At 65.5% G+C, this 24,209-nt stretch carries 19 protein-coding genes and 1 tRNA gene; 11 read left to right on the top strand and 9 right to left on the bottom strand.

What is annotated here, in order from left to right:
- Positions 1-179: 179 nt before the first annotated feature.
- The 3 genes from B0E46_RS11700 (at position 180) to B0E46_RS11690 (ending at position 5,344) form a co-directional block, all read left to right on the top strand.
- Positions 180-2,603, top strand: coding sequence for a TonB-dependent receptor (locus B0E46_RS11700; protein ID WP_168171192.1), 2,424 nt, complete (start codon positions 180-182; stop codon positions 2,601-2,603).
- Positions 2,604-2,861: 258 nt separating this feature from the next.
- Positions 2,862-3,914 carry a glycerophosphodiester phosphodiesterase gene (locus B0E46_RS11695; RefSeq protein WP_254425150.1) on the top strand — a complete coding sequence of 351 codons (1,053 nt, stop codon included), beginning with the start codon at positions 2,862-2,864 and terminating at the stop codon, positions 3,912-3,914.
- A gap of 83 nt (positions 3,915-3,997) precedes the next feature.
- Positions 3,998-5,344 carry an ectonucleotide pyrophosphatase/phosphodiesterase gene (locus B0E46_RS11690; RefSeq protein ID WP_077555958.1) on the top strand — a complete coding sequence of 449 codons (1,347 nt, stop codon included), beginning with the start codon at positions 3,998-4,000 and terminating at the stop codon, positions 5,342-5,344.
- A 16-nt stretch (positions 5,345-5,360) separates the two neighbouring features.
- Here B0E46_RS11690 and B0E46_RS11685 read toward each other — a convergent pair whose 3' ends face one another.
- Genes B0E46_RS11685 through B0E46_RS11675 form a run of 3 tightly spaced genes read right to left on the bottom strand, consistent with a single transcriptional unit; the run spans position 5,361 to position 6,924 of the window.
- Positions 5,361-6,053: an MIP/aquaporin family protein gene (locus B0E46_RS11685; RefSeq protein WP_077555957.1), complete on the bottom strand. Its 693-nt coding sequence runs from the start codon at positions 6,051-6,053 to the stop codon at positions 5,361-5,363.
- Positions 6,050-6,469 carry an arsenate reductase ArsC gene (locus B0E46_RS11680; protein WP_254425132.1) on the bottom strand — a complete coding sequence of 140 codons (420 nt, stop codon included), beginning with the start codon at positions 6,467-6,469 and terminating at the stop codon, positions 6,050-6,052. Before B0E46_RS11680 ends, B0E46_RS11685 begins: the two co-directional genes overlap by 4 nt.
- Positions 6,466-6,924, bottom strand: a complete 459-nt coding sequence (locus B0E46_RS11675; protein WP_254425131.1) for a metalloregulator ArsR/SmtB family transcription factor — start codon at positions 6,922-6,924, stop codon at positions 6,466-6,468. Before B0E46_RS11675 ends, B0E46_RS11680 begins: the two co-directional genes overlap by 4 nt.
- Positions 6,925-7,110: 186 nt before the next feature.
- Here B0E46_RS11675 and B0E46_RS11670 point away from each other — a divergent pair, with 186 nt between their 5' ends.
- From B0E46_RS11670 to B0E46_RS11655, 4 genes are all read left to right on the top strand, one after another.
- The gene (locus tag B0E46_RS11670) at positions 7,111-9,435 is read left to right on the top strand and encodes a TonB-dependent receptor (RefSeq protein WP_077555954.1); all 2,325 of its coding nucleotides are present in this window, start codon (positions 7,111-7,113) and stop codon (positions 9,433-9,435) included.
- Positions 9,436-9,570: 135 nt separating this feature from the next.
- Positions 9,571-10,317, top strand: a complete 747-nt coding sequence (locus B0E46_RS11665) for a lysoplasmalogenase (RefSeq protein WP_077555953.1) — start codon at positions 9,571-9,573, stop codon at positions 10,315-10,317.
- Entirely contained in the window at positions 10,314-11,582 is a 1,269-nt protein-coding gene (locus tag B0E46_RS11660; protein WP_077555952.1) for a sterol desaturase family protein, read from the top strand. Before B0E46_RS11665 ends, B0E46_RS11660 begins: the two co-directional genes overlap by 4 nt.
- 130 nt (positions 11,583-11,712) lie before the next feature.
- A complete protein-coding gene (locus B0E46_RS11655; protein ID WP_077555951.1) occupies positions 11,713-13,212 on the top strand; it encodes an amino acid permease in 1,500 nt (499 codons plus the stop codon).
- Between the two features lie 102 nt (positions 13,213-13,314).
- Here B0E46_RS11655 and B0E46_RS11650 read toward each other — a convergent pair whose 3' ends face one another.
- Positions 13,315-14,385 carry a GGDEF domain-containing protein gene (locus B0E46_RS11650; RefSeq protein WP_077555950.1) on the bottom strand — a complete coding sequence of 357 codons (1,071 nt, stop codon included), beginning with the start codon at positions 14,383-14,385 and terminating at the stop codon, positions 13,315-13,317.
- A gap of 267 nt (positions 14,386-14,652) precedes the next feature.
- Between B0E46_RS11650 and B0E46_RS11645 the strand changes: the two genes are divergently transcribed.
- From B0E46_RS11645 to B0E46_RS11635, 3 genes are all read left to right on the top strand, one after another.
- Complete coding sequence (locus tag B0E46_RS11645; protein WP_077556055.1) at positions 14,653-16,551, top strand: M61 family metallopeptidase; 1,899 nt, start codon at positions 14,653-14,655, stop codon at positions 16,549-16,551.
- 158 nt (positions 16,552-16,709) lie between these two features.
- A tRNA-Arg gene (locus B0E46_RS11640) sits at positions 16,710-16,786 on the top strand.
- A 193-nt stretch (positions 16,787-16,979) separates the two neighbouring features.
- Positions 16,980-17,660, top strand: coding sequence for a hypothetical protein (locus B0E46_RS11635; RefSeq protein WP_139350519.1), 681 nt, complete (start codon positions 16,980-16,982; stop codon positions 17,658-17,660).
- A 125-nt stretch (positions 17,661-17,785) separates the two neighbouring features.
- Here the strand turns inward: B0E46_RS11635 and B0E46_RS17740 are convergent, their stop codons facing one another.
- The 5 genes from B0E46_RS17740 to B0E46_RS11610 form a co-directional block, all read right to left on the bottom strand.
- Positions 17,786-18,361 carry a lipase chaperone gene (locus tag B0E46_RS17740; protein WP_077555948.1) on the bottom strand — a complete coding sequence of 192 codons (576 nt, stop codon included), beginning with the start codon at positions 18,359-18,361 and terminating at the stop codon, positions 17,786-17,788.
- A gap of 136 nt (positions 18,362-18,497) precedes the next feature.
- The gene (gene queF / locus B0E46_RS11625) at positions 18,498-19,322 is read right to left on the bottom strand and encodes an NADPH-dependent 7-cyano-7-deazaguanine reductase QueF (RefSeq protein ID WP_077555947.1); all 825 of its coding nucleotides are present in this window, start codon (positions 19,320-19,322) and stop codon (positions 18,498-18,500) included.
- Positions 19,323-19,484: 162 nt separating this feature from the next.
- On the bottom strand, positions 19,485-20,477 hold the full coding sequence (locus B0E46_RS11620) for an aldo/keto reductase (RefSeq protein WP_077556054.1): 993 nt from the start codon (positions 20,475-20,477) through the stop codon (positions 19,485-19,487).
- A gap of 160 nt (positions 20,478-20,637) precedes the next feature.
- On the bottom strand, positions 20,638-22,089 hold the full coding sequence (locus tag B0E46_RS11615) for a histidine kinase dimerization/phospho-acceptor domain-containing protein (protein ID WP_168171191.1): 1,452 nt from the start codon (positions 22,087-22,089) through the stop codon (positions 20,638-20,640).
- 25 nt (positions 22,090-22,114) lie between these two features.
- A complete protein-coding gene (locus tag B0E46_RS11610) occupies positions 22,115-22,858 on the bottom strand; it encodes a response regulator transcription factor (RefSeq protein WP_254425130.1) in 744 nt (247 codons plus the stop codon).
- A 189-nt stretch (positions 22,859-23,047) separates the two neighbouring features.
- Between B0E46_RS11610 and B0E46_RS11605 the strand changes: the two genes are divergently transcribed.
- Positions 23,048-24,157, top strand: a complete 1,110-nt coding sequence (locus B0E46_RS11605) for a glycosyltransferase family 9 protein (protein WP_139350516.1) — start codon at positions 23,048-23,050, stop codon at positions 24,155-24,157.
- Positions 24,158-24,209: the final 52 nt, after the last annotated feature.

Genomic DNA, 24,209 nt, shown 5'->3' with positions numbered 1-24,209 from the left:
AACGCGACATGCTGCCTTGCGCATGTTGCAGTTTGCGGTCGACGGCACGGCCCATGCCCGAATGGGCGAAACGCGGGCCTGCATGTATTGCTGCCCTGCGGCATGGACTGTCATGGACAGCGGATAGCGCGGCGGGCCAAACTTCGGGTCGCCATTCCATGGGGCATCAAGGGGAAAACATGTTGATCCAGGTCGCCAGCAACTTGCTGTGGGCGCCGCGCCGTCGCAGCCTCTCTCTGACCATTTCCTGCCTGTTGCTGGGCATGCCGCTGCTGGTGCATGCGCAGCCGGACAGCCCCGATGCGCCGGCGGCGGCCTCCAGCGCGCCGCCATCCAGCAGCGCCGTCAACCTGAACACCATCGTGGTGACGGCGCAGAAGCGCGAACAGCAGGAAAAGGATGTGCCGATATCGATCTCGGCGTATTCCGGCAATTTCCTGAAGACGCTCGGCATCACCCACATGGACGACCTGGGCCGTTACGCGCCGGGCGTGCAGGTGCAGGTGCAGAGTCCGAACACACCCAGCATAGCGATACGCGGCATCACCACCGACGACACCTCGGCCAACACGCCTGGGCGTGTGTCGGTGTTCCAGGACGGGGTGGACATCAGCCGTGCGGTCGGCTCGATCGTGGCCTTGTACGACATGGACCGGATCGAGGTATTGCGCGGCCCGCAGGGCACCCTGTTCGGCCGTGGCGCCGAGAGCGGCGCGCTCTCGCTGATCGACAACAAGGCCAACGACACCACCTCGGGCGGCTTCACCGCCGAGTTCGGCAATTACTCCAGCCGCATGCTCACCGGCTTCTTCAATACGCCGCTCGGCGCCGACGTGGATGCGCGCGTGGCGGTCTACGACAGCGAGCACGACGGCTACATCAAGAACCTCGCCGGCGGCACGCTCAATGGCGAGGACACCCGGGCGATCCGCGCCAGCGTGCACATCAAGACCGGTGAACAGAGCGCCATCGACGTGGTCGCCAACTACCAGTACGACACGCCGCCGGGCACCGATTTCCGCAGCCTGCTGCCCAACAGCCAGGGCTCGACCAACCTGTTCGGTGCCGCCGATCTCAACGAAGGCAGTGCGCTGGGCATCCACCGCAAGGTCTACAGCCTCGCCGCGCTGGGCAGCTTCCGGCTCAGCGACGACTGGACGCTGAACACCACTACCGGTCTGCGCAAGTTGACTTCCGACGAACAGTTCGATGCCGACGGTTCGCAGCTCGACATGCTCAATTTCGGCAACCATTCCAACAGCCACCAGGCCAGCCAGGAAATCCGCTTCAACTACGACAGCGGCGGTCGCTTCACCGGTTTCGTCGGCGCCAACTTCTTCTACGAGAACGGCAGCCAGACGGTGCCGTTCAGCACCGACGAACGCAGCCTGCTGCTGGCCCTGCTGCCGATCGCGCGCGGGCTCGATCCTGGCCTGGTCAATCTGCTCTTCGGGCCGAACAACCCGCCGCTGCTTACCTCGAACTACCAGCCGAACCAGCCTTACGCCGCCATCCCGCTGCTCAACGCGCCGCTCAACCCGGACGAGCGCGAGGGCTTCCAGAACCGCGGCAGCACGCGCTCGTACGAGCTGTTCATGGATGGCACCTACCACCTCACCGACAGCTTCGACATCACCGGCGGCCTGCGTGCGTCGCACGAGGACATCACTGCCGGCTACCAGGTGTTCAATGCCACCGGTTCCCACGCGGCCAGCATCGGCCCGGCGCTGGCGCTGTTCGGTGCCGGCGTCAACGGCATCACGGCGCCGAACGACCTGTTCGCGCCGACCAACGGCCTGCTCACCGATGCGAAGAGCACCAACTCGGTGGTCGGCCGCCTGATCGGCAGCTGGCGCGTCAACGACGACATCAATGCCTATGTCAGCGTGTCGCGCGGGCGCCGGCCGGATGCGCTGCAGTTCAACGTCAATCCCGACGGCAGCTATTCGAAGGTGGTGCTGCCGGCGGAAACCCTGTGGAACTACGAGGTCGGCGTCAAGGGCTCGGCGGACGAGGGCAAGTTCGCCTATGACCTGTCCGCGTTCTATTACGACTACACCAATTTCCAGAGTCAGGTGTACCAGAACGGCCAGTACATCGCGGTGAACTCCGGCCGTGCGCATGCGCCGGGTTTCGAGGCTTCGCTGCAACAGGCGTTTACCGACGACTTCAGCGCCTTCCTCAACTACAGCTACCTGCACGCGCGTTTCGACGACACCGACCAGAACGGCAACCCGCAGCAGTACGCCGGCAACCACCTGCGCCTGGCACCGGACAACTCGGTGTCGCTGGGCGTGCTGTGGAACGTCCCGCTGGCCGACAGTCGCGCGTTCTATTTCCGGCCCAGCTACACCTGGCGCTCGAAGGTATTCTTCGAGGACAGCAACAATCCCAGCTATGTGCAGGCCGCGTATGGGCTGCTCAACCTGCGCACCGGCGTGACCTTCGACCACGGCCGCTGGGATGTGGGTCTCTGGGGCAGCAATCTTGCCAACAAGAAATACCTGATCGATGGCGGCAACACCGGCGAGGACTTTGGACTGCCAACCTATATTCCCGGTGCGCCGCGGACGTTCGGGATCAGCATCTCCGGCAAGTTCTGAGGCTGGGCGTTTGCGGGGCTGAAACGCCGGCGGCTTTGTGGGTGTGCAGGCCGTGGGCACACCTTGCCGCCGCCGCGGTGTCTGCCGCCAGCCACGACTCTCTGCGGCAGGTGGCCGAGCGGAATGCGGAGCGACGCGGATCATGTCAACGCCGTTGCATATGTCGTGGGCACGATGCTGCACGTGTCGCGTGCTGCCCCGAGTGGACCCATGAAACATCTATGCTTGACCATCGCCCTTGCCGCCGGAGTCCTGGCCATGCTGCCCGTTGCCGCGCCTGCCCATGAAAAGCCGCTGGCCGCGAAGGTGCTGGTGATCGGCCATCGCGGCGCGCCGGCGTGGCGGCCGGAACACACGCTGGCCTCCTACGGCAGGGCGATCGCCGATGGCGCCGACTTCGTCGAGCCGGACCTGGTGATGACCCGGGACGGCGTGCTGGTGGCGCGCCACGAGAACGAGATCGGCGGCACCACCGACGTGGCCGATCATCCGGAGTTCGCCGCGCGCAAGACCACCAAGACAATCGACGGCCATGCCGAGACCGGCTGGTTCACCGAGGATTTCACCCTGGCCGAGCTGAAGACGCTGCGCGCGCGCGAACGCCTGCCGCAGCTGCGCAGCACGAAGTATGACGGCGAGTTCCAAGTCCCCGCGCTGGCCGAGATCATCGACTTCGTCGCTGCCGAATCGACCGTGCTCGGGCGGCCGATCGGGATCATTCCCGAGATCAAGCACGGCAGCTATTTCCAGCGGCTGGGCCTGCCGATGGAAGACCGGCTGCTGGCCACGCTGGCGGCGCACGGCTACACGCGCACGGCACCGGTGGAGATCCAGTCGTTCGAGGTCGCCAACCTGAAATATCTACGCGGCAAGCTGGGCAGCGCGCATCCCAACATCCGCCTGCTGCAGCTGATCGATGATGCCGATCAACAGCCTTATGACGTCGTCATCGCGGGTGGCGAGCTCAGCTATGGCGAGATGCTGAAGCCGGCCGGCCTGCACGAGGTCGCGCGCTACGCGGATGCGATCGGCCCGAACATCGAGGCGATCATCCCGCGCACGGCCGACGGCCACCTGGGTACGCCGACCACGCTGGTGCACGATGCGCATGCGGCAGGACTGGAGCTGCATCCGTACACCTTCCGTCCGGAGAACCAGTTCCTGGCGAAGGATTTCTGGCTGGGCAGCGATCCGAAAACGTACAACGAAGCCGGGCTGATCGCGCAGATCCGCGTCTATCTCGATGCCGGCATCGATGCGTTCTTCACCGACGATCCGGCGATCGGCCGCAAGGCGCTCTCCATACGCTGAGCGGAATCGACGCATGCCTGTCACGCGACTGCAGCGTGGCTGCCCGAGCATGCGCGGCACCTTCGTCCTACGCTGGAATCTGCATGCGCCGTCTTCTGCTCGCGTTGTCCTTCGGTGTGTCTGCCGTGTTGTCGTGCGCGCAGGCGATCGCCACACCGGTGCTGCTGATCTCGATCGATGGCCTGCGTCCGGCCGACGTGCTGCAGGCGCGCCAGCACGGCCTGGCGTTGCCGAATCTCGAGGCGTTCCTGCAGCGCGGCGCGCATGCGCATGACGTGCGCGGCGTGCTGCCCACGTTGACCTATCCCAGCCACACCACCCTGATCACCGGCGTGTCGCCGCAGCTGCACGGCATCGGCGGCAATCTCACCTTCGACCCTTACAACAAGAACCAGCAGGGCTGGGACTGGTACGCCAGCGACATCAAGGTGCCCACCTTGTGGGACGCCGCGCATGCGGCCGGCCTGAGCACGGCGAACGTGCACTGGCCGGTCAGCGTGGGCGCGCAGGTGGACTGGAACCTGCCGCAGATCTGGCGCACCGGCACCGCGGACGACCGCAAGCTGCTCGCTGCGCTGGCCACGCCCGGCTTGCTGCCGTCCCTGGAGCGGGACCTCGGCCCGTATGCCGACGGCATCGCCGAGGACTTGCCCGGCGACCGGAACCGCACGCGCTTCGCGATCAAGCTGCTGGAAACGCGCAAGCCGTACTTCATGACCGCCTACCTCACCGCGCTGGACACCCAGCAGCATGCGAGCGGGCCGGATACGCCTGCATCACGTGAGGTGCTCGAAGGCATCGACCGGCTGATCGGCGAGCTGGTGGCGGCCGCGCAGCGCGTGCATCCGGATGGCGTCGTGGCGATCGTGTCCGATCACGGCTTCGCGCCGGTGCAGCACGACGTCAACCTCTACCTGCCGTTCATCCAGGCCGGGCTGATCACGCTGAAGGACGGCGAAGTGAGCGACTGGCAGGCGATGCCTTGGAACGACGGCGGCAGCGCGGCGATCGTGCTGCGCGATCCTGCCAATGACACGATCAAGCTGAAGGTCGCGGCGTTGCTGAAGCGATTGCAGGGCGACCCGCAGTACGGCATCGCGCAGGTGCTGGACCATTCGCAGGTCATGGCACAGGGCGGCACGTCGATGGCCAGCTGGTTCGTGCAATTCCGGCTGGGCTATGAAATGGCCATCAAGCCGGATGTGCCGCTGCTGTCGCCCGGACACTACCTGGGCATGCATGGCTATGCGGCAGCGCTGCCGGAGATGCGCTCGACCTTCCTGATCGCCGGGCAGGGCGTACCCGCCGGCAAGGACTTCGGCTCGATCGACATGCGCGACATCGCACCCACGCTGGCCATGCTGCTGGGTGTGCAGCTGCCGCAGGCGCAGGGCAAGGCCTTGCTCGGCGGACCATCGCGTCAGCAGTGATTTGCGCGAAGGGAGTTCAGGCGGCTGGTCCAGCGGTGACCGGCGAGGCGCCGGCCGCTGCGGTACGCAGGGCAAGCGCGGTGGCGCAGCCTAGCAGCGCTCCGGCAAGCTGGGCAAGCATGAAGCCGCCGACATCCTCGGGCCGGATGCCGGCGAATGTGCGGGTCAATGAGCGTGCCAGGGTCACCGCCGGGTTCGCGAACGAGGTGCTGGCGGTGAACCAGTAGGCGGCGAAGATGTAGCTTGCCACCAGGGCGGGAATCGCCGCGGGTCGGTGGCGACGCCCCAGCAGGATGGTCAGCAGCAAGCCGTAGGTCGCCACGCCTTCGCTGATCCATAGCGCCGCGCCCGTGCGGACATGCGTGCCAGGCTGGATCAGCGGCAGGTCAAACATGGCGTGCGCCAGCATCACGCCAACTATCGCGGCGACGATCTGCACGGCGACATAGGCCGCCATCTCGCGGCTGCTGATCTCGCCATGGATGCGCATCGCGAGGGTGACGACCGGGTTGAAGTGCGCGCCCGAGAGCGGCCCGAACAACACGATGAGAACGTAGAGCGCGCCTGCGGTGGCGGCGGCATTGGCGAGCAGGGCGACCGCATCGTTGCCGCCGGCCAGGGCCACACCCATGATGCCGGAGCCGACCACGGCGGCCAGCAGCAGCGTGGTGCCGATGAACTCGGCCAGCAGTTTGCGCCATAGGTTCATCGGAGCGCGGCCAGCAGGGTGCGCACGCGCACGGCGATCTCGTCGCGAACGGCCCGATAGGCGTCATCGTCCATCTGCCCGGGGTCAGGCAAGGCCCAGTCCTCGCGGCGTCTGGCCGGCACCAGCGGGCAGGCATCGCCGCAGCCCATGGTGATCACCGCGTCGAATTCGCCCTCGACTTCATCGAGCGATTTCGAGGTGTGCGTGGTGAGGTCATACCCCAGTTCCTGCATGAACCGGATCGCCTTGGGGTTGATCACGCCCGACGGTCGCGAGCCTGCACTCAGGGCCACGACGCCGTCGCCCCCGTGGATGTGCGCGAACGCCTCCGCCATCTGGCTGCGGTTGGAATTCTCGACGCATACGAAAAGCACGCGCTTCATGTCGGTTGGTGGGTGCATGCGATGGTTGTTCATCGCGGTTTCCGGGTTGGCTTGCACGCGACTGCGGTTGTGCAGCAGCCCGTGTCATCCGTTCCCGCACAGCAGTTCTCGGTGAGGAAGCCGAGCAGCGCGTTCATCTGCCGGTAGTTCGCACGGCACTGGATGACGCGGCCCTGGCGTTCATCGCTGACCATGCCGGCCCTTCGCAGGATGTGCAGGTGGTTGGTGAGCGTGGCTCCGGGCAGGCCGCTGGCCGCAGCCAGTTCGCCCACGGCCATGCCGTCTTCGCCAGCCTGGACGAGCAGGCGGAACAGGTTCAGGCGGTGCTCCTGGGACAGGGCGTTGAGACAGGCAAGAGCGTCATTGGATTTCATATTTCTAGAATCGTGGAAATATATTGATGGGTCAAGTCCCGGTGCTCGACCAGTGAAATGCCTGCACATGGCCGAACGAAGGCCCGGATGCGCCACCCGGATTTCAGTCGGCATGAATCCGCAACATCCTGCTGCAGGCGGATCGGATATGGACGTCCATACGCATTCGTACATACAGGTGTAACGGCCGTATCACATGCGCACATCAAGCTTTGCGGACACCCACCGGAGGGGCTCCGGTGGACTCCCTCACCATGTGACGTGGGCATTCATGGCGAATGCCTGCGCGAAGGATTCTGCATGTCTATCCGCACGGTTTCGATTCGCCGGACAGCGTTCGCGCTGGCCATCTCGAGTGTGCTTTACGGCGGGGCGCTGCTTGCCGCCACCACGGACGGAACGGCGTTGCCGGCCAGCACATCCGCGCCGAACGACGCCGCCAGCGCCGCGCCCGACAGCGGCAAGGCTAAGACGATGGAGGCGGTCACCGTGGTGGCCGCCGGTGAAACCCGGCAGATCCAGAAGGTCACCAGCGAGGACATCAAGGTGCTTGCGCCGGGCAGCAGCCCGCTGAAGGCGATCGACAAGCTGCCGGGCGTGAACTTCCAGTCGTCCGATCCGTGGGGTGCTTACGAGTGGTCCACCCAGATCACCCTGCATGGCTTCGACCAGAGCCGTCTCGGCTTCACGCTCGACGGCATTCCGCTCGGCAACATGAGTTACGGCGTCACCAACGGCCTGCAGATCACCCGCGCGATCACCAGCGACAACATCAGCACGGTGGAACTGGCGCAGGGCGCCGGTGCGCTGGGTACGGCATCCAGCTCCAACCTCGGCGGCACCATCCAGTTCTTCTCGGCCGACCCGGACAGCGTGGCCGGCGCGCGCGTCAACCAGATGTTCGGCTCAGACAGCACCCACCGCAGCTTCGTGCGGCTGGATACCGGCGACTACAACGGCTTCTCGACGTATCTGTCGTACGACCACGCCGATACCGGCAAATGGAAGGGCTACGGCGACCAGAAATCGGACCAGATCAACCTGAAGAGCGTCTACCAGTGGGGCGACGGCAACCGCATCAGCCTGTTCGTCGACGATTCCAGGCGCAAGGAATACGACTACCAGGATCTGTCGCTGACCAGCCAGCGCGTGCTGGGCTGGAACTACGACTACTGGCAGCCGGACTGGGCGCAGGCCGTGCAGGTGGCCAATGCGATCGCGGGCAAGGGTCCCTATCCCGCCTCGTTGAACGGTCTGCCGGCGGACTACGACAAGGGCGACGTGAACTACTACGCCGGCGGCGGCATCCGCCACGACAAGCTGGCGGCCTTGAGCGGCTCGTTCAACCTCGGCGGCAGTACCACGCTGAACGTGGGCGCGTACAACCACGACGACCGTGGCGAAGGGCAGTGGGCCACGCCGTACCTGGCCTCGTCGCCCACCGTGCCGATCGCCATGCGCACCACCGACTACGGCCTCGACCGCACCGGCGCTACCGGCTCGCTGCAGTTCGCGCTGGGCAACAACGAGATCGAGCTTGGCGTGTGGGGCGAAAGCGCCAACAACAACCAGGAGCGCAACTATTTCGCGCTGAGCGGCCAGTACACCTATCTCAGCGATTTCTACGCAAGCGAGGCGCCGATGGCGCGCGGCTTCTTCCAGAACTACGACACCACCACCCGCATGGGCTACGTGGAAGACACCATCCACCTGCTGGATGACAGGCTGACCGTCAACTTCGGCAGCAAGGCGCTGAACACCACCACCACCGCCACGTCGCTGTTCCCCAGCAGCTATGCCGCGGGGCGCATCGTCGCCAGCAACGGCTTCCTGCCGCAGGCCGGCGTCGACTACAAGCTGGACAGCCAGCAGGATGTCTATGCCTCGTACAGCAAGAACATGGACTCCTACGGCATCTTGCCGTTCACCCAGTCGCAGAAGGCGTTCGATGCCAGCAAGGACACGCTGAAGCCGGAACAGTCGCAGACCCTGGAACTGGGCTACCGCGTGCATGGCGACACTTTCGAGGCCTCGGCCGATGCCTACCTCACCCACTTCAGCAACCGCCTGCTGTCGGTGACGCCGTGCCCGGCCGTGGTGACCTGTTCGGCCGTGCTCAACAACGTCGGTTCGGTAAAGAGCACCGGTCTCGACCTGGCGGTGATCTGGAAGCCGGTCGCGCACGTGCGCTGGCTCAACTCGCTGTCGTACGACAGCTCGAAGTACCAGGACAACTACCTCGACAATGGCGTGGTGGCCACCGCCGGCAAGTACGTGGTGGGCATCCCGACCTGGATGTTCACCAGCGACTTGAGCTACAGCTACGGGGCGTGGAGCGCCAACCTCGACGGCAAGTACACTGGCCGGCGCTACATCACCTACATCAACGACTCCGAGGTGCCGTCGTACTGGCTGTTCAATGCCGGCCTGAACTACGACCTCGGCGCGGTCTCGGTGCTGAAGAACGTCAGCGTGGGCCTGAACATCAGCAACCTGCTGAACAAGCATTACTTCGCCACCACCGGCACCAACGGTTACGTGGCTTCCGATCCGAACGGCTACAACCAGACCCTGCAGGCGGGTGCGCCGCGGCAGTTCTTCATCAACATCAACGCGAAGCTCTGAGCGGGTCGTCCATGCACGGCGGCGTGGTCCTTGCGGGTCACGCCGTTTGCGTGTGGGCGGCACGGGACGCTGCCGCTGTGAATCGCGGTCGACTCGTGACTATGATCGGCGGATTCGGTTTCGCAAGGATCGTGCATGTCGGTGATGTCATCAGCCACCTGGCCAGCGAAGAAGCGTGCAGGGCTCGCTGCTTTCACGCTGATCGCAGCGGTGGCGGCGATCCTTGGCGCCCTGCTGGCCGGCCCGGCGCCGGTCGATCGCTGGCGAGTGCTGCACTGGCTGTGCAAGCCGCTGGCCACGGTGCTGATTCTGCTGCTCGCATGGCGTGCACAACCGGCGCTGTCGACGCGCTACCGGCGCTGGATTTCGGCCGGCATCGCCTGTTCGCTGCTCGGCGACGTGCTGTTGATGTTGCCGCAGGACCTGTTCGTGCCGGGGCTGCTGGCCTTCCTGTTCGGCCACCTGTGCTTTCTTGCGGCGTTTCTCGGCGACAGCCGTTTTGCCGTGCGCCCGCGGTGGCTGATCGCCGCCTGGGGCTATGCGGCGATCAAACTGTGTCTGCTGTGGGGTTCGATCGGTGCGGCGCTGCGGCTGCCGGTGATCGTCTACGTCGTGGTGCTTCCCAGCATGGGCGGACAGGCGCTGGCGCGTGCGGGGATGTTCGCGCGGCGCGGCGATGCGCGGCGTGGCGGCGCGCGCCGTGCCGCCATCGGTGCCGTGCTGTTCATGCTCAGCGACAGCCTGCTGGCGTGGAACCGTTTCCACGCCGCGATCCCGTTATCGAGCCTGTGGGTGTTATCGACGTATTATCTGGCCCTGTGGTGGATCGCGCGCTCGGTGCAGCGCGACGACACTCTGGTCGAGGCAGGTGCTGCGCAGTGAACACGCCGGAACTCATCATCACCTGGGCCACCCCGGTGTTCTTCCTGCTTATCGGGATCGAACTGCTGGTGGCGAAGCTGCGTGGCCGGCGCGCGTACGCTACCAATGACGCGATGAACAGCATCGGGCTCGGGGTGATCTCGCAGATCGTCGGGGTATTCAGCAAGCTGCTGACGTTCGGCATCTATGCCTGGTGCGTGCAGCATCTGGCGCTGTTCACGCTATCGGCGGACAGCCTGTGGGTATGGGCTGGTGCATTGCTGATGTACGACTTCTGCTACTACTGGCTGCATCGCTGCGGCCACGAGGTGAACATCCTGTGGGCCGCGCACGTGGTGCATCACCAGAGCGAGCACTACAACCTGTCCACCGCGCTGCGCCAGACCGGCAGCGGTGCGTTGCTGGGCTGGCTGTTCTATCTGCCGCTGGCCGTGCTCGGTGTGCCGCTCAAGGTCTTCGTGATCGTGGCGCTGATCGACCTGCTGTACCAGTTCTGGGTGCATACCGAACAGATCGGCCGGCTTGGCTGGTTCGACCGGGTGTTCTGCTCGCCGTCGAACCATCGTGCGCACCACGCGGTGAACGACCGCTATCTCGACCGCAACTATGGCGGCATCCTGATCCTGTGGGACCGGCTGTTCGGCAGTTTCGTCGAGGAAGACGACAACGACCCGCCGGTGTACGGCACCCGTTCACCGCTGCGCAGCTGGAATCCGTTGTGGGCGAATGCGGAGGTGTACTGGCATACGGCCGTGGATGCGTGGCATGCGCAGCGCTGGCGCGACAAGCTGCTGCTGTGGCTGAAGCCGCCGGGCTGGCGGCCGGCTGACGTGGCGGCGCGCTATCCGAAGCCGGCCTTCGTGATGCCTAGCGAGCGCTTCGATCCGCCGGTGCCGAAGGCCGTGATGCTCTATGCGCTGGTGCAGTTTGCGCTGCTGCTGGGGATGACCACGCAATTCCTCGGCATGGCCGGTGCAGCCAGCCTGTCGGCGCTGCTGGCCTACGCGCTGTATCTGGTGGCTGGCCTCTGTGTGCTGGGTGCATTGATGGAAGGACGACGCTGGGCACGGTGGGTGGAAGGGTTGCGCGTGCTGGCGACGGCGCTGGTGCCACTGCTGCTGGGTCGCTGGTTCGGTATCGGTCATCTTGATGGCCGGATTGCGCTGGTCATCGCAGTAGTGTTCGGCCTCAGTGCGCTGGCGTTGCCGTGGCTGCATCAGTCGTCCCGCTTTGGCGGAGCGGCTCCAGCCGGGCTGAGTCGATAGCGCATCGACAGGTGTGCCGCCGGGTCTTTGCTGTCGCCGATTTACCGATCCGTTGGCCTGCGTGTTGCACTGCGCTGTGTGCGCCCTGACGCATTCGCTATGATCGCCGCTTGTTTCCGAGGGTCATGCGATGGGTTTCTTCAGCAAGCTGGTGCGTCACAAGTCGGTCGAGCAGTTGCAGGCGGAGGTGGGCTCGCGTGGCGATTTCCGCCGCGTGCTGGGGCTGTGGCAGCTCACCGCGATCGGCATCGGCGGCATCATCGGCGTCGGCATCTTCGTGCTGGCCGGCCAGCAGGCGGCGACCAATGCCGGGCCGGCGGTGGCGCTCAGCTTCATCATCGCCGGTCTCGGCAGCGCCTGTGCGGCCCTGTGCTACGCCGAGTTCGCCGGGCTGATCCCGGTCACCGGCAGCGCCTACACCTATGGCTATGCGGTGCTCGGCGAATTCGTCGCCTGGATCATCGGCTGGGACCTGCTGCTGGAATACGCGCTGGTGGTCGCGGTGGTGGCGATCGGCTGGTCCGGCTACGTGCAGGTGTTGCTGAACTCCGCCGGCGTGCATCTGCCCGAATGGGCGCAGCAGAGCATGAGCGCGCAGACCATGCAGTACTACCTGCAGCAGGCGTTCGGCGCGCACGGCGCGACCGCGATTGCCGCGCCGAGCGATGGCCACCGCTTCAACGTGATCGCCGCTGGCGTGTCGCTGGCCGTCGCCCTGCTGCTGACGGTGCGCACCGAATGGGGTGCGCGCTTCAACACGGCGGTGGTGACGATCAAGGTGATCGGCGTGCTGCTGGTGGTGCTGGTGGGCGTGTTCTACATCAACACCGCGAACTGGCATCCGTTCATCCCCGCGCGCATCGTCGACGCCACCACCGGGCTCGGCCACTTCGGCTGGCAGGGCGTGCTGACCGGCGCCAGCGTGGTGTTCTTCGCGGTGTTCGGCTACGACACGTTGACCACGGCGGCGGAGGAGGCCAAGCATCCCCAGCGCGACCTGCCGCGTGCGGTGCTGCTGTCGCTCGCGATCGCGATGGTGCTGTACATCGCGGTGTCGCTGGTGCTCACTGGCATCACGCCGTACAGCCACCTCGGCGGCGATGCGTCGGTGTCCGATGCGTTCGAATCGATCGGGCTGCACTGGCTCAGCATCATCATCGCGATCGCCGCGGTGATCGGCGTCACCAGCGTGTTGTTCGCCTTCATGCTGGGCGCGGCGCGGATCTGGTTCGCGCTGGCGCGCGACGGCCTGCTGCCGGGCTGGTTCGCGAAAGTCAGCCCGCGCTTCGGCACGCCGGCGCGACCAACCATCATCCTTGGCCTGTTCACGGCGCTGGTCGCCGGCCTGCTGCCGATCGGCGAGGTGGCCGAGCTGGTGAACATCGGCACGCTCAGCGCCTTCATCATCATTTGCGGCTCGATCATGTTGCTGCGTGCGCGGCGGCCGGAACTGCAGCGCAACTTCCGCACGCCGGCGGTGTGGTTCACCGCGCCGCTGGGCATCCTGTTCTCCGCCGTTCTGATCTACGGCCTGCCGTGGGTGACCTACGAGCGGTTTGTCTACTGGATGCTGTTCGGTTGCCTGATCTATTTCGGCTACGGCATCCGCCACAGCAAGCTGGCGCCATAGGCTAGCCTGCACCAGCGCGCCGCTTGCGCTGGTGTTCAATGCCCTGCAGCCGGCGGCGGTGCTGCTGCGCAGCGCGGTTGCGCAGCAACGCCGCCAGCGTGATCAGGCGTTGACGATACGGTCGCGCCCGCCGTTCTTGGCGCGGCGCATGGCTTGATCGGCGCGTGCCAGCAGGGTTTCGACTACCTCGCCGGGATGGCTGCATTCGGCGATGCCGATGCTGACGGTCAGCATGCCATCCGGACGCGGGATCGAATGCACGGCCAGCCGCAGCTGCTCGGCCCGCTGGCTGGCCTGGGTCAGATTGAGGCCGGGCAGCAGCAGGGCGAATTCCTCGCCGCCGATGCGGCCGATCAGGTCGGTCGCCCGCGTCTGCGCGCGCAGGGTCGCGGCCAAGGCCACCAGCGCGGCGTCGCCGGCGGCATGGCCGTGGTCGTCGTTGAGCTGCTTGAAGTGGTCGGCGTCCAGGAACAGCATGCACACCGGTTTCTGCTCGCGGCAGATATCAGCCAGGGCGAGTCGCGCCAGTTCGAGGAAACGGTTGCGCAACAGCAAGCCGGTGAGGCCGTCGGTGTTGGCTTGCTCGCGCAGCCGGCGTTCCAGCCGGTATTGCTCGAACAGGATGTGTGTCACGAATGCACGCAGCACGGCCGACAGTGCAATGGCGATCGCCATGTAGACCAGGTACTGGACGACGTAGACGCCGTGCGTGCTGCGCAACAGCAGCATCGGCAGCGGCCCGAAGGCGCACAGTGCCATCGCGATGGCGAAGTCCCAGCTACCGAGCCAGATCACCGACGTGGCCACCGGCAGCAACAGGCCCGGCATGATCCAGGGTTGCCCCTGCACGTGGCCGATGCCGTTGAAGTTGATGCCGATTTCCAGCAGCAGCACGCACAGGAGGGTCAGCAGGCTGAGCAGCCATGGCCGCTCCACACGCCGGGTTGCCGCCGCCACCAGCAATAGCGGCAGGATCGGCAGCAGGCGCAGCGGCAGCGGCAACATCGAAACGCCGAAGAGCGTGCCGGCAACGGTCGCTATGACATAGGCCAGCACGCCCAGCAGCATCAGCGCGTGGATCAGCGGCCCCATCTGCTGCGCCAGATAGCGGGTGTACTCGCGGTGCTGATCCGGGTCAGCGGCGCGCTGATGGTGGGTGAACAGGGCGGACATGCATCTACCAGTGACTGTGGGGAAGTAGGGGTGTCGGCATGTGCGCAGCAAGATGAATGCCATGATCGCGACAGCATGCATACGGCGACCGGTCCGGTCCAGGATCATGACCTTCGGCATGGGGTAAGCGCGGCGCTGGAGGTCTAGCATCGACGCCTTGAATCCGTGTCGTGACAGCTATCACGGCGCGGTTTGCCTGTGCCTGACCGGCTTCACGGCCTGGTTGACCGTTCCGGATCCATCCTCATGCCCTTGCTGGAGAATGCTTTGAAAGTCACCCGTCTCGCTTCCGCCCTTGTCGCCACCGCCTTCGGGCTGGCCAGCTTCGCCGCGCTGGCGGATGTCCCGGTGCCGCAGGATGTGCCGTATCAGGGCACATTGAAGATCAGCGTGGATGCCACCGACGTGGCCCATCGCATCTTCCGCGTGCACGAGGTGGTGCCGGCGCAGCCGGGTCCGCTGACCCTGCTGTATCCGCAGTGGCTGCCGGGCAACCATTCGCCGACCGGCCCGATCGACAAGCTGGCCGGACTGGTGGTGACCGCCAACGGCAAGGTGCTGCCGTGGAAGCGCGACACGCTGAACGTCTACGCGTTCCACGTCGAGGTGCCGCAGGATGCCAGCAGCATCGAGGTGGATTTCCAGTTCCTGTCGCCGCAGAGCACCCGCGAGGGCCGCGTGGTGATGACGCCGGAAATGCTCAACCTGCAGTGGAATGCCAACACGCTGTATCCGGCCGGCTACTACAGCCGCCGCATCATGGCGGAGGCCAGCGTGAAATTTCCCGCCGGCTGGCAGTTCGGCAGCGCGCTGGAGGTAGCCTCGCGCGATGGCGACACCGTGCATTTCAAGCCGATCAGCTACAACGACCTGGTCGATTCGCCGATCTACGCCGGCAAGTATTTCAAGCGCGTCGACCTGGATCCGGGCGCGAAGGCGCCGGTGCACATGGACATCGTGGCGGATGCGCCGAAGTACCTGGAGATCTCCCCGGCGCAGCTGAAGGCACACCAGAACCTGGTGCAGCAGATGTACAAGCTGTACGGCGCGCACCACTATGATCACTACGACTTCCTGTTCTCGCTCAGCGACAAGATGAGCGGCAACGGCCTGGAGCATCACCGCTCCAGCGAGGATGGCGTCGGCACCAGCTACTTCACCGAATGGGACAAGAACGCGGTGCTGCGCGACCTGCTGCCGCACGAATTCAACCATTCGTGGGACGGCAAGTACCGCCGCCCGGCCGACCTGTGGACGCCGAATTTCAACGTGGCGATGCAGGATTCGCTGCTGTGGGTGTACGAGGGCCAAACCCAGTTCTGGGGTTACGTGATGGCTGCGCGCTCGGGTCTGTGGACCGAAGATCAGGCCCGCGACATGCTTGCCTTCGTCGCCGCCACCTACGACCAGGGCCGTCCCGGCCTCGCCAGCTGGCGCAATATCCAGGACACCACCAACGATCCGATCATCGCCGAGCGCGCACCGTTGCCGTACCGCAACTACCAGGGCAGCGAGGACTATTACTCCGGCGGCCAGATGATCTGGCTCGATGTCGACGCCAAGCTGCGCGAGCTGAGCAAGGGCAGGCATTCCATCGACGATTTCGGCAAGGCGTTCTTCGGCATGGCCAACGGCGAGTGGGCCGCCAATACCTATACCTTCGACGACGTGGTGAAGACGCTCAACGGCATCGAGCCGTTCGACTGGGCCAGCTACCTGCGCACGCGCCTGGACGGCCATGGTCCGTTGATCGGCGGCATCGAGGGCCACGGCTGGAAGCTGGTCTACACCGACCAGCCATCTCCGGCGGTGAAGGCGGTGGAGGCGCGCCGTCATTTCGCCGACCTCACCTATTCGCTCGGCCTCTCGGTCGGCAAGGACGGCGCCATCGGCGACGTGCTGTGGGACGGCCCGGCGTTCAAGGCCGGCATCTCGCCCAGCATGAGCGTGGTCGCCGTCAACGGCCACGACTACGACGCCGATGCACTCAAGGATGCAGTCACCGCCGCCGCGAAGGACAAGAGCCAGGGCATCGAGCTGCTGGTGAAGAACTTCGACCAGTACAAGACCATCCGCGTCGACTACCACGGCGGCCTGAAATACCCGCACCTGGTACGCGACAGCAGCAAGCCCGACACGCTGGCCGACCTGCTCAAGGCCCGCTGAGGCCGCCTTCCCCTCTCCCTTGGCGGGGAGAGGGCGAGGGGGTGAGTGGCTCGCGGCGGACTGTCGCCTCACCGCCCGCATGGGCGCGTCTTGCCAACTCCGCTATACTGCGCCCTCGTGGTGCCGGCCTCTTCGCCGGCCACCGCGCGGCCATACATGCGCCCGTAGCTCAGCTGGATAGAGTACTGCCCTCCGAAGGCAGGGGTCGTGGGTTCGAATCCCGCCGGGCGCACCAATTCTGCCTCTACGATATTTCCAATGCCATGCTGCCGCTGGCGGAGCGGCTGCGTGGATCCGTGCAATGCATGCTGCGTGGCAGGCGAATGCCCCTCGTGGAACTGCACAGGCACTAGGATCGATATACGCTCGTTGCAGGATGCCAACCAGCCTGCACCGCATCATGCTTCGGGGGGAAGTGGGGGAAACTCATGCACCGGCATTTCGTTCTTGTTGCGGCACTTTGTCTTGCGTGCGCGGTTGCCCGGGCAGTGCCGGCGGACCAGCGGGCGTCGGCAACAGCAGTTGCCTCCGTTGCTGCCGAACCCGTGCGCGACAAGGCGCCGAGTTCGGATGCCCTGGTCGGTCTGATCGGGACCCTGGTCGGCGCCGCCATCGGTGCCGTCATATCGATCGTCGCGGTTCGCCTTGCCGCCAGAACGCAGCGCGAACAGGAGCGGGCGGCAAGGATCGCGCGCACGCAAACAGCCAGGGCGTTGGTGACGGCCGAAATTGACCACAATCTCCACGCGCTCGAAGGCTATCTGGCGCAGACCGACCTCGAGAATCCGCTGCGCACGTACAGCAATCTGAGTGGCCGTGAATGGATCGCGGTACATCCGACGCCGAACTGGTCCACGATCGCCTGGGAGCGCGCGCTGGGCGATCTCCTGAGTGGCGCTTCACCCGCCGAGATGCTGCATGTCTTTTCGCTCTATAACGATCTGAAGGCCTATTCCCTGGCCACCGAGCTCGCGGTGAGGTATCACACGATGCAATTGGAAGGCAAAGTGGATGATGCGCTGGTTGCGGCGACCTACGGCGTGCAGGGAGGATTGGCGCGCAAGATCCGGCAGGCAGGCAATCCACTGCGCCCTGAGGCGGTGGCATAGAACGCTACCTGGCGGACTCCCGGTCGAGCCCAAGGCAGCGGTCGGTGGCGTGGCAGCTGTGCCGACTCGTTAGCCATACCTGCGGCGCCACGGGGTACCGCAGGTCAACCAGGGAGCTGCGCGGATCAGGGCTTGGCGATTTCGAAGTTCTGCGTGGCGACCGGCTTGCCGTCGAGCGAGATCTCGACCTTGTACTTGCCTTCCGGCCACAGGTCCGGGTTCTGCACCATGAAGGTGGTGACGGCCGGGCCATCGGTGGCGATCGCCTGGCTGAAGTTGTTGACCAGCAGGCCCTGGCCTTCCAGATAGCTCCATCTGGCGTTGAGTGTCGCTCCGCTGCTGCGGCCGGTGGTGGCGACGCTGGCGTAGATGACCTTGTCGCCGGGCGCGAAGCGGTCGCTGGCCTGATCCACCTGATGCGCCGCATTGACCGCGTTGCCGAGCGTCACACTGGCCACGCTGAGCGCAGCACTGGCTGCCATGGCCGGTGCGACGGGGTTGGCCGCGGTACCGCTATGGGCTGGTGGCGTGGTGGCGCTTGACGCAGGTTTGGCGGCAGGCGTCGTGACGGTGGGCCTGGCGGCGGGTTGGCTGGCTGGCGCCGGCGCCGGTGCCGGTGCCGGATGCTTGCCGCAGGCACTGAGCAGGAGTCCGGCAAGACAGGCGCTGCATAGCGCGGCATAGCGTGCGGAACGTGTCATGCGAAACTCCAGTGGCGGTGACGCGGCGATGCTGGTGCGCTCTCACGCGCTGCCTCGATCAGTCTGCCGAGGCTAGCGCCGACCACGTGAAGCGTGGATTACCGGATGATCGTGCGTTGCGTCGGCCGCGTGGCGCTTATTGGCGAACCGTGCGCGGATTGCCCGGCGTGGCCGGCGTGCTGCTGCGGAAGGGATTGATGTCCAGGCCGCCGCGGCGGGTGTAGCGCGCATAAACGCTGAGTTCTTGCGGGGCGCAACGCTGCATCACGTCGACGAAGATCCGCTCCACGCATTGTTCGTGGAATTCGTTGTGATCGCGGAACGAGACCAGGTAACGCAGCAGGCCGGCGCGATCGATCGGCGCGCCCCGATAGGCGATCTGCACGCTGCCCCAGTCCGGCTGGCCGGTGACCGGGCAGTTCGAGCGCAGCAGGTGCGAGACGAGGGTTTCCGCGACCGGGCCGGCACCGGCATCCGTATGCAGGAAATCCGCTTGCGGCGGGCCGTAGTGATCGATGGCGATATCCTGCCGGTCGAGCGAATGGCCGTCCAGATCGGCGACGGCGTATGCCGCCGCATTCGCGTCACGGAGTTGCACCTCGACCGCGGCGCCCGCCGCGGCGGACAGGTCGCGTGCCAGCGTGGCGACAAGCGTGGCGGTGTCGGCGATGCGTTCCTGCGCAAAACCGTTCAAGTAGAGCTTGAACGACTTCGATTCGATGATGTTCGGCGAAGCCGCCGGTACGCGGAACTCGGCCAGCGCCACCACGGGCTTGCCGCGCGGGTCGAGCCACGACAGTTCGTAGGCGTTCCAGATGTCGACGCCATGGAACGGCAGCGGTTCGGCCACGCCGATCTCCGCGCGCTTGATCTCGCGCGGTATCGGAAACAGCAGGCTGGGGTCGTAGCGGTCGGCGTAGACGGTGCTCTTGCCGAGCGGGGAATGTTCAGGAGTGCTCATGCCGCGCAGTTTATCCCGTCCCACTCATTTCCTTGGCATGCAGGCCGGCTCTTGCGCCTCTCCCGGCCGTGGGAAACGGCACAGAGAGGTGTTGCACATGCCGCCAGGCACGCCGGGGACAGGCCTTGCCCCGGCCTTTGGCCATGCGCATGGGGTCGCGCGTTACACGTTCACCATATGCATCATCGCCGCGGCATAGCGTTCGCCTGCGGCGGCGTCGGGCGGAAACACCGCATCGATCGCGGCCAGTTCGCTCGCGCCGAGTTGCACGTCGAGTGCGCCGAGGTTTTCGTCCAGTCGCGAGCGGCGCTTGGTGCCAGGTATCGCCAGCACCTCCGGACCTTGCGCCAGTACCCATGCCAACGCCAACTGCGCCGGCGAGCAACCCTTGTCGGCGGCGAGTGCCTTGATCTTGTCGACCAGCAGCAGGTTGCGCTTGAAGTTGTCGCCGATGAAACGCGGGTTGCTACGACGGTAATCGTCGGCGTCGAAATCTTCCGGCGAACGGATCGCGCCGGTGAGAAAGCCGCGGCCGAGCGGCGAGTAGGCGACCAGGCTGACCCCCAGCTTGCGGCACGCATCGAGCATGCCGTTGCTCTGCGGATCGCGTGTCCACAGTGAGAACTCGCTTTGCAGCGCGGCGATCGGATGCACTTTGTACGCGCGCTCCAGGGTCGTGCCGGAGGCTTCGCTCAGGCCGAGGTGGCGCACCTTCCCGGCCTTGACCAGCTCGGCCATGGCGCCGACGGTTTCCTCGATCGGCACGTTCGGGTCGACGCGATGCTGGTAGTACAGGTCGATGGTTTCGATGCCGAGCCGTTTCAGGCTGGCGTCGCAGGATGCGCGCACATACTCCGGCCGGCCGTTGACGCCGCGTGCCTGCGGGTTGGCGGGGTCGCGCACGATGCCGAACTTGGTCGCGATGAAGGCCTGCGCGCGGCGACCCTCGATCGCCTTGCCGACCAGTTCCTCGTTCAGATACGGGCCATACATGTCCGCGGTGTCGAGCAGGGTGAGTCCGCGATCCAGCGCGTGGTGGATGGTGGCAAGCGATTCGGCATCGTCGCGCGGGCCGTAGAACGCGCTCATGCCCATGCAGCCGAGGCCAAGGGCGGAAACGTCCGGGCCGTGCCGGCCGAGGGTGCGGGTCTGCATGTTCATCGCTCCGGTGGGTCAAAATGGAGGCATGGCGCGCCGTGCCGGTGTCCGGACAAAGGCCCGATGATGGGCAATACCATCCAACCAATGACGACCATCATCCATCATCGTGGATGCCTGGGGTGCCCGGCTGTGGCTTGAAGGGTTTGCGCCTGGCTCACGCCCAACTCGATGCCGATGATGGCCGATCCCCCGGGGCATGTACCCGCGGCTCAACGCGCGCACACAGTTGTCCCTCATGCAGCGAAAGGTTGAGCCGAATCCCCTGGGCGCGGGCCGCCGCTGCCGCCAGGGCCACGCCAAGGCCGGTGTGCACGCCCGTGGCCTTGTCCTTGCGCCAGAAGCGCTGGCTCATGAGCGCCACATCGCCGGCGGTCAGGTCGGATGCCGCGTTGCTGAGGCGCCACGCCTGCGATTCGCAGTCCAGTGATATGCGACTGCCGGCAGGCGCATAGGCCACGGCATTGCCCAGCAGGTTGCCGAGCAGCACGTCGAGCAGGGTGACATCGCCGTGCCATCTCACACCGGGTTCAATCCGGGCATCCATGTCCAGTTGGCGCAGATTGATGTCGCGCTGGTGACGCTCCAGCAATTTCCGGGTAAGCGCCGCGACGTCGACGGACTGCGTCTGCACCTGCTCGATGCCGGCCTCGATGCGGGTAAGCAGCAGCAAGGCATTGACCATGCACTCCATCTCGATGCCGATGTTGCCGATGTCGGCGAGCATGGCGCGCAGATCGCGGTCGCTTGGATAACGCAGTTCCACCTCGACCAGCGTGCGCAACTCGGCCAGCGGCGTGCGCAGCTCGTGCGCCACGCCGCTGGCGAATTGCCGCTCACGGACCAAACCATCCTCCATGCGCGTCAGCACCTCGTTGAAGCGTGTCATCAATGGCTTCAGTTCATGTGCATTGGCCCCTGCCAGGCGACGCTCGGGCGTCTCCGGCCCGATGCCGCGCATGGCTTCGGCAAGCTGCGACAGCGGGCGCAGGCCGCGGGATACCAGCAGCGGCACAAGAACCACGACCACCATCATGGCCAGCATGAGGCTGCCGACGAAGATGGTATCCATCGAGCCCTGGAAGTCTTCCACCTCGCTGCGGTCGACCGCCAGGCCGAGGCTGCAGGAAGACCCGGCATGTCCGTTCGCATGCGCCGCCGCATGCTTGTCGCTGAGGATGCTGTGCCGGGTCAGGGCGGATTCGGGCACGAAGGGCAGCACCACAGCGCGGAGCTCCGAGCCTCGCGGGTCGGACAGGTCCGCGAAGTGAGGCTTCCCATCGGCGGCGACCGGCCACCGCAGTGCGGCCGCGGCTGCGGAAGATGCGACATCCTGCCCATCGCAGTGGATGACGAAATAGACGAGTCCGTCATCAGCGAGAAACTCCGGCAATTGGCCGGAAGGGAAGGTCGTCATGTCGCTGATGCGCCCGACCCGGAAAATATCCGACAGCGCCTGTGCCCGTTCCAGCAGGTTTGCATCGGCGCGCTGGGATACCTCGGTGTCGATCCGCGAATCGATCACCCAGATGGCGGCACCAAGCGTGAGCATGATGGCCGTGGCCAGGAACAGCGTGATGCGCAGGCGCAGCGAGATGGCCTGTTTCATGGATCGGTTCTCGGCGCCCTGCATGTCATGGGATCAGATAGCCTGCGCCCCGGCGCGTTTCCACCAGTCCGGCCATGCCTGCCTGGTCCAGCTTGCGCCGCAGACCGAACACAAGCACCTCGATGCTGCGGTCCGAAGCGCAGGAATCGCTGCCTGCCAGGCGGTCGAGTATCTCGCCACGGGTGAATACGCGCCCGCGGTGACGCATCAGCAACTCGAGCAGGGCGAGTTCGCGTGGCGTAAGCACCAGTGCGACGCCATCTATGTCGGCCTTGCGCGATTGCGGATTGAGGCTGAGCCGGCCCAGGGTCAGGCTCAGCGGGCGAGCCTCCTGCGGGCGTCGCGCCAGCGCATGCAGGCGTGCCAGCAGTTCGTCGAAGGCAAAGGGTTTGACCAGGTAGTCGTCCGCGCCTTTGTTGAGCGCTCCCACCCGATCCGCCACCAGGTCACGCGCGGACAGCACCAGTACGCGGGGGCGCGCAGTGCGTCCGCGGATGTGCTGCAGCACGGCCAGGCCATCCTTGCGTGGCAGGCCGAGATCGAGCACGACCAGTTCGTAATCGTAGGTATCCACGAAGTGGCAGGCAGCCACGCCGTCGGCGGCCACATCCACATTGAATCCCGCGGCGGCGAGGCCGCGGGCCAGCGAATCGCGCAGACGTGCCGAATCCTCGACGATCAGGACATTCAGGGCAGTTCTCCCATTGGCGTGGCCGTGAAGCTCACATGCACTCCCAGCATGGCCTGTTGACAGCGTCGGGCAAGACAAGTGCCCGCGCCGCACCATTACAAAGATCTAACGGGTGTCTAAGTACAGCCTAAGCGAGCCGTGAACAATGGGCACGCTGGCGCGAATCCATGAATCCAGGCATTCGTCTGCGCAGCTGCGGTCGATGCACGGAGCATCCGCCAAATTGGCGTGCCTCGACAAGGCCGTCGCCTATCGTCACGGTGAATCTTGAACATTGCCTGCTCCGCCCCTCTCCCCGGGCTTCTGCCGAGAGACGGGATCTACCGCATCCTGGTGTGCCGGCCGAATCATCGTCTCGGCAATATTCTTCTGGTCACGCCACTGATTGCCGAGCTGGAGCGGCTCTACAAGGGGGCCGAGATCGATATTGTCGCGGAAGGTCCGGCGGCCTCCGACGTGTTCGCCACGTTTTTCAGCGTCAAGAACATCTACTGCCTGCCGACACGTGGCTTCAAGCATCCGCTCGCATTCGTCTCGCTGCTGTCGAAAGTACGGAAAAACCGCTACGACCTGGTCATCGACCCTTGCATCGGCTCGAATTTCAGTCGCATCCTGACGAAGGTGTTCCGTGGACGCTACAAGCTCGGTTTCGACGATGCGCCAAGTCCCCGTGGCCTGACCCACGTCGTGCCGGAGTCGCTGGCGCCACGCCACATGGCCAAGCGCCCGGTAAGCCTCGTGCGGCTGCATGGATCATCCGGGCACGACGAAATCAGGGATTTCCCGTCGCTGGACATTCGCCTGAGTGACACGGAGCGCGCGCAGGGCCGTTCCATCGTGCGCGAACTGCTCGATGCGTCGAATCAATCTGCCGCAAAGCTCGCCATCGGCATCTTCGCCAACGCGACCGGTGCCAAGCGCTATCCGGGTGAATGGTGGGCTGACTTCATTGCCACCCTGACGGAAGCGTGCCCGCATGCCGGTCTGGTCGAGATCATTCCGGCAAATGGCCGCTCGATGCTCGATTCGCGCTGGCCGGGTTATTACTCCAGCAAGATCCGGCGGATGGGTGCTGTCATGTCGGGGCTCGATCTGATGATCAGTGCCGACTGCGGCGTCATGCATCTGGCGGTGGCGTCGCATGTGCCGACTGTCGGCCTGTTCTCGGTCACCGATGCCAACGTGTATGGCCCCTACGGCCTCGGCAATCGCCTGCTGGTCACCAACGACAGCACCGCCGGCGACATGGCAAGAAGCGTGATCGCAGCGTGCCCGCAGTTGACGAACCCATGCGCGGCGATCGCGGCACATGTCACCCAGGCATTGAACCAGATCCAGGCTGCGGCTGATCCGGCACTTGGCGAGCAGGTGCTCTAGCCACCCCGTCTCGTGGCTGCTGGGGCCGGATCGCCGACGGCGTCAGTGGGCA

Origin of the sequence: Rhodanobacter sp. B04, assembly GCF_002001125.1 — a bacterium.
In the GTDB taxonomy this organism is placed as follows: Bacteria; Pseudomonadota; Gammaproteobacteria; order Xanthomonadales; family Rhodanobacteraceae; genus Rhodanobacter.
The sequence above is the reverse complement of the archived record's forward strand: the minus strand, read 5'-3'. Positions and strand labels throughout refer to the sequence as shown.

Coding starts and splice junctions, on each gene's coding strand:
- B0E46_RS11700 (WP_168171192.1), top strand. CDS start 180: ATGTTGATCCAGGTCGCCAGCAACTTGCTGTGGGCGCCGCGCCGTCGC.
- B0E46_RS11695 (WP_254425150.1), top strand. CDS start 2,862: ATGCTGCCCGTTGCCGCGCCTGCCCATGAAAAGCCGCTGGCCGCGAAG.
- B0E46_RS11690 (WP_077555958.1), top strand. CDS start 3,998: ATGCGCCGTCTTCTGCTCGCGTTGTCCTTCGGTGTGTCTGCCGTGTTG.
- B0E46_RS11685 (WP_077555957.1), bottom strand. CDS start 6,053: ATGAACCTATGGCGCAAACTGCTGGCCGAGTTCATCGGCACCACGCTG.
- B0E46_RS11680 (WP_254425132.1), bottom strand. CDS start 6,469: ATGAACAACCATCGCATGCACCCACCAACCGACATGAAGCGCGTGCTT.
- B0E46_RS11675 (WP_254425131.1), bottom strand. CDS start 6,924: ATGCCGACTGAAATCCGGGTGGCGCATCCGGGCCTTCGTTCGGCCATG.
- B0E46_RS11670 (WP_077555954.1), top strand. CDS start 7,111: ATGTCTATCCGCACGGTTTCGATTCGCCGGACAGCGTTCGCGCTGGCC.
- B0E46_RS11665 (WP_077555953.1), top strand. CDS start 9,571: ATGTCGGTGATGTCATCAGCCACCTGGCCAGCGAAGAAGCGTGCAGGG.
- B0E46_RS11655 (WP_077555951.1), top strand. CDS start 11,713: ATGGGTTTCTTCAGCAAGCTGGTGCGTCACAAGTCGGTCGAGCAGTTG.
- B0E46_RS11650 (WP_077555950.1), bottom strand. CDS start 14,385: ATGTCCGCCCTGTTCACCCACCATCAGCGCGCCGCTGACCCGGATCAG.
- B0E46_RS11635 (WP_139350519.1), top strand. CDS start 16,980: ATGCACCGGCATTTCGTTCTTGTTGCGGCACTTTGTCTTGCGTGCGCG.
- B0E46_RS17740 (WP_077555948.1), bottom strand. CDS start 18,361: ATGACACGTTCCGCACGCTATGCCGCGCTATGCAGCGCCTGTCTTGCC.
- queF (WP_077555947.1), bottom strand. CDS start 19,322: ATGAGCACTCCTGAACATTCCCCGCTCGGCAAGAGCACCGTCTACGCC.
- B0E46_RS11620 (WP_077556054.1), bottom strand. CDS start 20,477: ATGCAGACCCGCACCCTCGGCCGGCACGGCCCGGACGTTTCCGCCCTT.
- B0E46_RS11615 (WP_168171191.1), bottom strand. CDS start 22,089: ATGAAACAGGCCATCTCGCTGCGCCTGCGCATCACGCTGTTCCTGGCC.